Genomic DNA, 7,381 nt, shown 5'->3' with positions numbered 1-7,381 from the left:
CGGAAAGTCCTCCCTGCGTCCGCTGATGGCCGGCAGCAGCCCGTCGTTGCCTGATGGATCCAACCCCTCCGCTGCTATAGTGCAGTCGGCTTCTGACGTTCAGTGCAGCCGTCTTCTGAAAACGACATTTAAGCTGCAATTTGCTTTATGCGCCATTGGCCCTAAAATGGGCGCAGTGGGGTATGCCCTATTTGGCCATGTAGAGGATGGGAATGAACGGGGGGCGGGCAATGAATGAGGGGTGTGCAGGATGATGCAGGTTGCGCGGATCTACCTTCGCGTGAGCACGGACGGGCAGGATCTCAGCCGACAGGATGCGATCGTGGAGAGCACGAGGGCGGCCGGCTACTACGTCGCCGGCATCTACCGCGAAAAGGCGTCAGGCGCACGAGCGGACCGACCCGAATTGCTGCGCATGATCGGCGACCTGCAGCCCGGCGAGGTCGTTGTCGCCGAGAAGATCGACCGAATCAGCCGCCTGCCGCTCGCCGAGGCCGAGCGCTTGGTCGCCTCAATCCGCGCGAAGGGTGCGCGGCTCGCGGTGCCCGGGGTGGTGGATCTCTCGGATCTTGCAGCCGAGGCGCAAGGGGTGGCCAAGGTCGTGCTCGAGGCGGTGCAGGATCTGCTGCTCAAGCTCGCCCTGCAGGTCGCGCGCGATGACTACGAGGACCGGCGCGAGCGCCAGCGCCAGGGCGTGGAACTCGCCAAGCGGGCCGGCAAGTACAACGGCCGGCGCGCAGACGAGACGATGCACAAGCGCATCATCGCGCTGCGTAGCAGCGGGCGACCGATCTCAGAAACGGCCACCCTTGCCGGCTGCAGCGAGAGCCAAGTCAAGCGAGTATGGGCCAAGTACCAGCAGCGCCTGGTCGAGCAACAGCACTCCCTCGAAACCGCAACGACCACCACCGAGGCCGCGGCATGAAGAACACTCCCGATCCCGCCCAGGGCGAGCTGTTTGTTTGCGACATCGCAAACTGGCCCGTGAAGGATGACATCGCCTCGATGGAGGTTCCGATCTTCTCGCTGGCCAAGCAGAAGGACACCAAGACGCGCGAGTATCGACGCGGGGCGAAGGTGGTGCGCGTCATCCCATCTAGCGTTGGCGCTGCTACGGTGTTCGACAAGGATTTGCTGCTTTACATCGCATCCCAGATCGTAGAGGCGCGCAACCAGGAGCAGGCCGTCTCGCGCACAGTCCAGATCGAGAGCATTGACTTTCTCGTGGGTACGGAGCGCGGCGACGGTCGAGCCTCGTTCGAGCGCATCGTCGACATGCTGCGGCGCCTGCGCGGGACAACGATCGAGACGAACATCGAGACAGGTGGCGTGCGGCAGACGGAAGGATTTTCGCTGATCGACACTTACAAGATTCTGTCCGAGCACAAGCGGGTAGAAGCGGCCTATGACGCTGAGACGAAGAAGACGGTGCGGCGCGAAGTGTCTCGTGTGTTGCGCTTCTCCGTGACGATCTCCGAATGGCTCTACAACGGGCTGATGAACTACGAGGTCCTGACGCTAGACCGTGGTTACTTCCGGCTGTCGAAATCGATCGAGCGACGGCTGTATGAGATCGCCCGCAAGCATTGCGGCGATCAGCCGCTATGGAAGGTCAATATCGACTTGTTGGGAGAGAAGATCGGCACCACGCAGAAGCGCTTCCAGCTTCGTGACGAACTGCGCCAGGCAATCGCGGCAGACCGCCTTCCGGAATATCACATTGCGCTCGACCCCAACAAAAGCCCTGACGACGTGGTGTTCTACACCCGTAATGCGGCGAAGCTCTCCCGTGAGTTGATTCGCCTCGGTAACTTCGAGTGGTTCCAGTCGCTTGAGCGGTACGACCGGACGAAGCGAAAGGGGGAGGCGAAACCGGCGATCGTCGATGTTTGAACTTCCCCTGAGGAGCGCTCGGACTCGCGTTCAAACCGGCTATCGCCGATGTTTTTACCGGCTATCGCCGATGTGGACAACAGGGGTCAATACCTGAGAAACCCTGTATTGACGCGCCTTTCAGGCGAGCGTCATGAAAAACGAAGGATTTTCCTGCTTGGCTGTGGTGAAGCCCACTACCGGCTATCGCCGATGTTTTCTACCGGCTATCGCCGATGTTTGAATGAGTTGTCCACAGGAAGCTGAGAACTACCGGCTATCGCCGATGTTTCTACCGGCTATCGACGATGTTCGACACCGGCTATCGCCGATGGTGTTTACCGGCTTTCACCGATGCTGATGAGCTTGAAACGCAAGCTGGATGCGGGTTCCAGAAAACTTAACACGCGCGCGCGCTTTAACGATTTTAATTAACGCTTTAACACAGCACCGCCCTCTTGGGGGCTCCGCCCCCGCCGGGCTCGACGGCTACGCCGTCCCCGCCCACCCGGCATCCCATTACCGGCCCCTACGGGGCGAGGAAACGAAATTGGTCCCCAGCGCCCGCGACGCACGAGGTCTAAGTGGCTCAGCCCGCCCGCAAGCGGTCGGGCTGACCTGGCCGCGAAACGCGGCCACCCACAGGGCACTAAGACCCGGATAAATCGCTGCCAGCCCGGCAAGCCGGGCCGCCAGCTCAACCGGGTGTCTGTGGACACCTCGGCGATCACCCTCATCGCCACCCAACTTCTCAAAACAGTCTGCAGAAAAGAAGTAGCCAGTCGCAAACCTCGCGTTTGCACGCTTCCTCCCAACTTATGCACGTGCTTTAGGTTCCGCCAAGGGCATGACCACCGCTGCGACGTGGGTCCTATCCTGAGCAGTCTTATCCATGGTCCTTTACCTGTGGGAAGCCGGCCCGCGAGCCTACGCATCGCAAGAGGCCGGTTTCCCACAGGCGCCGCATAGCGGCGGGACGGTGGGTAAGACAGGCTTGAGTAAGACTTGCGGTGTGCATTTGTCTTTTGGCGATCGCATCTTAGAATGGGTACGGGTACGCATACAAAATACGAACTGTTATGAGCAACTACTTCCCTTGTTCGCGCGCGCTTCTCGAGCTTGAGCTCCAGGCGCTGGATTGTGATGATGCCCGAGTGAGCTTCCGGCGACAGCGCGACTTGTTGCGTCAGCGGGTAGCTGCCGCCGGGGATGAGCTGCAGAGACGTGCTGTTGCTGGTGAGCTTGCAGGGCTTATGAAGCGGTGGACCAGGTTTGTCATCGAGACCCTGACCGCGGAGGCACTGGGCGATGCTCGGCCTGGCCGGGAGAATGTCCGCACCTGGCAGCGGACATTGTTCGGCAAGTCGTGCGCTTCGGCGCGGCTTGCGCGGTATGCCAAGGAGGCTCGTAGTGGTGGGGGGCGGGGTGAACCGGTTCAGCTCCCGGATGCGGTCGAGCATGAGGCGCGAGAGCTTTTCGCGCGCTATCTTGAGCGTTTCCGCACGCTCGACTGAAAGGGTCGGTAGGGACGCAAACAGTGAGGCCCAAGGTGCGGCAACACCTTGGGCCTCGATCCATCCGCCTAGCAGGAGGTGATGGGAGTAGCTGTACCTATATTTTAGCTACTTCACTGCGGCGGTTCCACTCAAGCGCCGTAAATTCGCCCTGATCTCTATATGTCCATATTGTTTGGACTGCTATAGACTATTACGTAAGCCTATGCGATAATCATTGAGAAGGCGAGAAGCCTGAACTTTGATTTATCGCACAGGAGAAGGAAATGGCAAGTCTCAACGAGGTGCGCCTGATCGGCTACGTTGAAACGCGCAAGCGGACCGACAACGAGGGTCAAGATCACTACACTACGGAGGTTGCCGCCGAGGACCTGCAAGGCTTCGGGGCGCGCTGGCCCGCAGACGGGTAGCGCACTACGTCATGGCGGGCAATACCCGCCAAAATTCAATGAGGCAAGCATGTCAGGAAAATCCAAGATGACCCCCGAAGAGTTCGACGCCCTGCGCCCGCGCCTGGGCCGCTTGTCACTCGATACCGTTGCACTGGCCCGTGAGGTGCTGGTCGACGGGCGGAGTCAGGTGGATGTGGCGAAGGGGCATGGAATCACGAAGCAGCGCGTGAGCGGTATGGTCGCTCGCGTGATTGCTGCGGCGCATGACGTGCCGGCGACGTGGCAGCGGGTCGAGGTTTGGGTGCCTCCTGAGCTTGTGGATCAGGTGCGGCAGCTCGAGGCGCAGGCCCGGGCTGCATTGCAAGAGAGGAATACCGGTGGAAAAGACGAATGAAGAGACGCCGCATGAACCTGGTGGGGTGGCCAGCATGCGCTACGGTTTCACAGATCCTCGAGATGGTTCGGTAGGGGTGCAATACAGCTTTCGCACACAGCAGGCGGCACAGATCGGCGCTGAGCAGGCCGGGGTGTCGCGGTTCCAGGGCCACAGCCCGGGCGGGGATGTGGTGCAGTTCTACCGGGACCATGAAGGCCAGTGGCGGCAAGCTGAGAACGAGGCTGAAATCGAACGCAACCAGAATCCCGAGCGGTTCGCCTCGGTGCGCGTCGAAAATGTCGCTCGGCTTCTGCGCGCGGGCGAAGAGGGTTTGCAGGTGGCGAAGGTGCCGTTGTCGCCGGAGTTGCGCCAAGCGTTTGCGGATATGGGTGTGAATCCGCAGCGCGATCGCGATGAGCGCTTGCAGGGAGGCATCGAGGTGCGCACCGAGCAGTTGCGGCAGTATGGTCCGGATTTGCCGGTCGCCGACGTGAAGCGCTGGGTGGATCTGGATGCGCGATCGCTTGAGGCGATTCAAGACCCTCAGATGCGCCGTGATGTAGCAGCCGTGGTCGCCGGTAACACGCTGAGCAATGACGAGTACCGGAAGAGCCTCGAGGCGGGGCATCGGGGAGTGGCCGTCGAGGTGGCTGCAGAGATCGGTCGGCGGGATCGTGTGGGTGAGACTCCTGAACTACAGACTGCGCTTGCGCGCGAGCATGTCGCCCTTCATCGGCAGGCGGGCGAGAATCCGGCCGAGCGCGAGCGCTGGGAGCAGGCGATGAAGTCCGGTGTCGACGGTGCGGGTTCGGCGTATCGCGTCGAGCTGGTGACGCTTGACCAGGATCTCGCACAGAAGGCAGGGGTCCACGTCGAGAAGGCTCAGCCCGACACGACTTATACCGGCCGGATCGCTGCCGAGGTCTCCGGAAAAGTGATCCAGGAGCGCGAGGGCTCGAACGCGGTTGTGATCCACGATCGACAGGCGATCGCAAATGATGTCTCGAAGCACGCCGGAAAAGGCGTCGAGATCAAGTATGTGGGCGATGTTGGTTTGGTGCGTGAGGCGGGCGTTTCACACACTCGGGATCGGATGGCGCGCGAGGAACGCGCTAGCGAGCGCGAGCGTTGATTGTGGGCCGGGGCTGTCCCCCGGCTATCATCAAAGGGTCGGGTTACGGCCTGGCCCCATTGTAGTGAGGTATCGGAATGGCACATATCACCTACCCGACGGCGCCGCCGCCGACCGTCATTGTCCTCGATGGCGAACATAACCCCGCGTACTACCTTGATCGCAGTGCGCAGCCGCAGTGGACGCACGAAGACTGCGTGAACTACGAGTCTGCGCGTGAGCTGATCACCGAGCTGATGGCCTTCCGTTCGGAGTGGATCGGGTGCGAGCGGGCTAAGACCGTGCCAGACCTGTCAGCGATTGAGCGCTGGAAGATCGAGCGCGGCGCCTACGCCGCCGAGCTGCGCGGGCTCGACGTCACCGACCGCGAGAACATTGCACGCATCCGCCGCGACTATGGCGCCGAAGTGCGGCGCCTCGCCGCGGGGGCTTGATGGACGAGGTCGACCGTTATCGCCTTTCTGCTGCAGCGCACGAGCGGATCTTTCGTGAGGAAATCGTCCCGGAGCTGACGGCGGGATTGAGGGGGGTAGATCGGCCTGCGGCCGTGGTCCTTGGCGGCCAGCCTGGCGCCGGGAAAAGCGCTATGCAAAGTGCAGCCGAGCTTGAATTTAAGAGCCGCGGCGGGGCGCTGGCAATCGTTGGCGATGACCTTCGCGCCTACCATCCGGAGTATCGCGCGCTGGTGCGGCAGGACGACAAGACGGCCGCCTATTACACCGACCGCGATTCCGGGCAGTGGGTCGAGAAGTTGATCGCCTACGCAAAGGAGCAGCGTTTCAACTTGGTCATCGAAGGAACGATGCGCGTTCCGGAGAAGGTGGCGCAGACGCTGACGGATCTGCGCAGCGCCGGCTACGCTGTCGAGGCGCGTGCGATCGCCGTCAATGAACGGTTGTCCACCCTTGGCATTCATCAGCGCTACGAGCAGATGGTTGCAGACCGCGGCCACGGTCGGTTCACGGTGCCGGCCTCGCACGAGGCCGCCTATCGGGCAATGCCTGGCACGCTCGAAGCGATCGAGCGGGATCGGCTGGCCGATCGCGTCGCCGTCTACGCTCGCGGTGGTGTGCAGCTCTACGAGAATACCTTGCAGGCCGGTCAGTGGTCGCGCTCACCTGGTGCGCGCGAGGTTGTCGAGGCCGAGCGGCAGCGGCCCTGGTCCTCGGGTGAGCGCCAGGACTACGCCGCTAACTGGGATCGCGTCGTCGAGCAAATGACGACCCGGGCTGCGCCGGCCGAGGATCTTCATTACGCTCGCAGCGTTCGTGTTGCGGCCTACCTTGAGACGGATGTTCCGGTCCTTCATCGTGCGGCGGCGCAGGAGCATGTTGCACTGGTCAGCCACGCGCGATCGGAGTCTGAGCGCGCAGGCCTTGATGGTGCCATGCAGGTTAGCGTGGAGCGTTCGAGCGATTACCGCCTCGAGCTGGTGCGCCTGGATCGCGCGATGGCCGAGCGGGCCGGTGTGACCGTTCGTGAGGCCGAGGTGAACCAGAGCTACCGCGGCCGGCTGGCTGAAGGGGGTAACGGCCAGGTGTTGCAGGCCCTGGAGGATCGGCCTTCGGAAGTTGTCGTCCACGATCGGCAACGGATCGCAAACGACGTTTCGCGCTTGCATGGCAAAGAGGCCGAGATCCGGTATGTGGGTGAAATCGGTATCGCGGAGGAATCGGCGCGGCCGGTCGGGTATCGGGTGCGTGAACTCGGGCGTGCTGAGAATGGAGCGGAGCGCGAGCGCTAGGGTCATTCCCGTCCGTTTGTCCGGGAACCGGGCGCTGGCACGGTTTCGCTGTTCGCTCATCCCTTGAGCTGCGCTCCAGGGACCGCTGCGCGGCCCGTCTGCCCCCTTGTCCTTGCGCCGTTCCGGCGCCGATCGGCGGCCCGGCCAGGCCACGATGAAACACTAACAAGCCTCGTCTGGTGAGGCTTTCAGGGTTTGGCGCCTTTGGCGCGAGGTGGTGGCGGCCTCTTCCCCCCGCCCTTCCCCGCTGAGCGGGGAAGGGGGCCGAACGATCGCGTTCGATCCTCGGGAGCAGGGGTGGAGAACCTTCCCCCTGCCCCTCTCGGTGAGCGTGGGGTCGCTTCAACCAGG

At 62.5% G+C, this 7,381-nt stretch carries 9 protein-coding genes; all 9 read left to right on the top strand.

Features of this window, described 5'->3' with window-relative positions; all coding sequences use genetic code 11:
• Positions 1-238 (top strand): hypothetical protein (locus PHD22_RS15565; protein ID WP_299868910.1); only part of this gene is annotated, 238 nt, incomplete at its 5' end.
• 15 nt (positions 239-253) lie between these two features.
• Positions 254-925: a recombinase family protein gene (locus PHD22_RS15560; protein WP_366520752.1), complete on the top strand. Its 672-nt coding sequence runs from the start codon at positions 254-256 to the stop codon at positions 923-925.
• Entirely contained in the window at positions 922-1,893 is a 972-nt protein-coding gene (locus PHD22_RS15555) for a replication initiator protein A (RefSeq protein WP_299868906.1), read from the top strand. Before PHD22_RS15560 ends, PHD22_RS15555 begins: the two co-directional genes overlap by 4 nt.
• Before the next feature lie 1,058 nt (positions 1,894-2,951).
• Positions 2,952-3,386, top strand: a complete 435-nt coding sequence (locus PHD22_RS15550; protein ID WP_299868904.1) for a hypothetical protein — start codon at positions 2,952-2,954, stop codon at positions 3,384-3,386.
• Positions 3,387-3,652: 266 nt separating this feature from the next.
• Positions 3,653-3,796: a hypothetical protein gene (locus tag PHD22_RS15545; protein ID WP_299868901.1), complete on the top strand. Its 144-nt coding sequence runs from the start codon at positions 3,653-3,655 to the stop codon at positions 3,794-3,796.
• A gap of 67 nt (positions 3,797-3,863) precedes the next feature.
• Entirely contained in the window at positions 3,864-4,172 is a 309-nt protein-coding gene (locus PHD22_RS15540) for a TrfB-related DNA-binding protein (protein WP_299868898.1), read from the top strand.
• Positions 4,156-5,286, top strand: coding sequence for a hypothetical protein (locus PHD22_RS15535; protein ID WP_299868895.1), 1,131 nt, complete (start codon positions 4,156-4,158; stop codon positions 5,284-5,286). Before PHD22_RS15540 ends, PHD22_RS15535 begins: the two co-directional genes overlap by 17 nt.
• A gap of 77 nt (positions 5,287-5,363) precedes the next feature.
• Positions 5,364-5,720 carry a hypothetical protein gene (locus PHD22_RS15530; RefSeq protein WP_299868892.1) on the top strand — a complete coding sequence of 119 codons (357 nt, stop codon included), beginning with the start codon at positions 5,364-5,366 and terminating at the stop codon, positions 5,718-5,720.
• Positions 5,720-7,030: a zeta toxin family protein gene (locus PHD22_RS15525; RefSeq protein ID WP_299868889.1), complete on the top strand. Its 1,311-nt coding sequence runs from the start codon at positions 5,720-5,722 to the stop codon at positions 7,028-7,030. The genes PHD22_RS15530 and PHD22_RS15525 overlap by 1 nt, the downstream gene beginning before the upstream one ends.
• Positions 7,031-7,381: the final 351 nt, after the last annotated feature.

Source organism: Zoogloea sp. (assembly GCF_028693495.1).
GTDB lineage: Bacteria > Pseudomonadota > Gammaproteobacteria > Burkholderiales > Rhodocyclaceae > Zoogloea.
The sequence above is the reverse complement of the archived record's forward strand: the minus strand, read 5'-3'. Positions and strand labels throughout refer to the sequence as shown.

Excerpts from the sequence above, each read along its gene's own strand:
- PHD22_RS15560 (WP_366520752.1), top strand. The coding sequence starts at position 254 with ATGCAGGTTGCGCGGATCTACCTTCGCGTGAGCACGGACGGGCAGGAT.
- PHD22_RS15555 (WP_299868906.1), top strand. The coding sequence starts at position 922 with ATGAAGAACACTCCCGATCCCGCCCAGGGCGAGCTGTTTGTTTGCGAC.
- PHD22_RS15550 (WP_299868904.1), top strand. The coding sequence starts at position 2,952 with ATGAGCAACTACTTCCCTTGTTCGCGCGCGCTTCTCGAGCTTGAGCTC.
- PHD22_RS15545 (WP_299868901.1), top strand. The coding sequence starts at position 3,653 with ATGGCAAGTCTCAACGAGGTGCGCCTGATCGGCTACGTTGAAACGCGC.
- PHD22_RS15540 (WP_299868898.1), top strand. The coding sequence starts at position 3,864 with ATGACCCCCGAAGAGTTCGACGCCCTGCGCCCGCGCCTGGGCCGCTTG.
- PHD22_RS15530 (WP_299868892.1), top strand. The coding sequence starts at position 5,364 with ATGGCACATATCACCTACCCGACGGCGCCGCCGCCGACCGTCATTGTC.
- PHD22_RS15525 (WP_299868889.1), top strand. The coding sequence starts at position 5,720 with ATGGACGAGGTCGACCGTTATCGCCTTTCTGCTGCAGCGCACGAGCGG.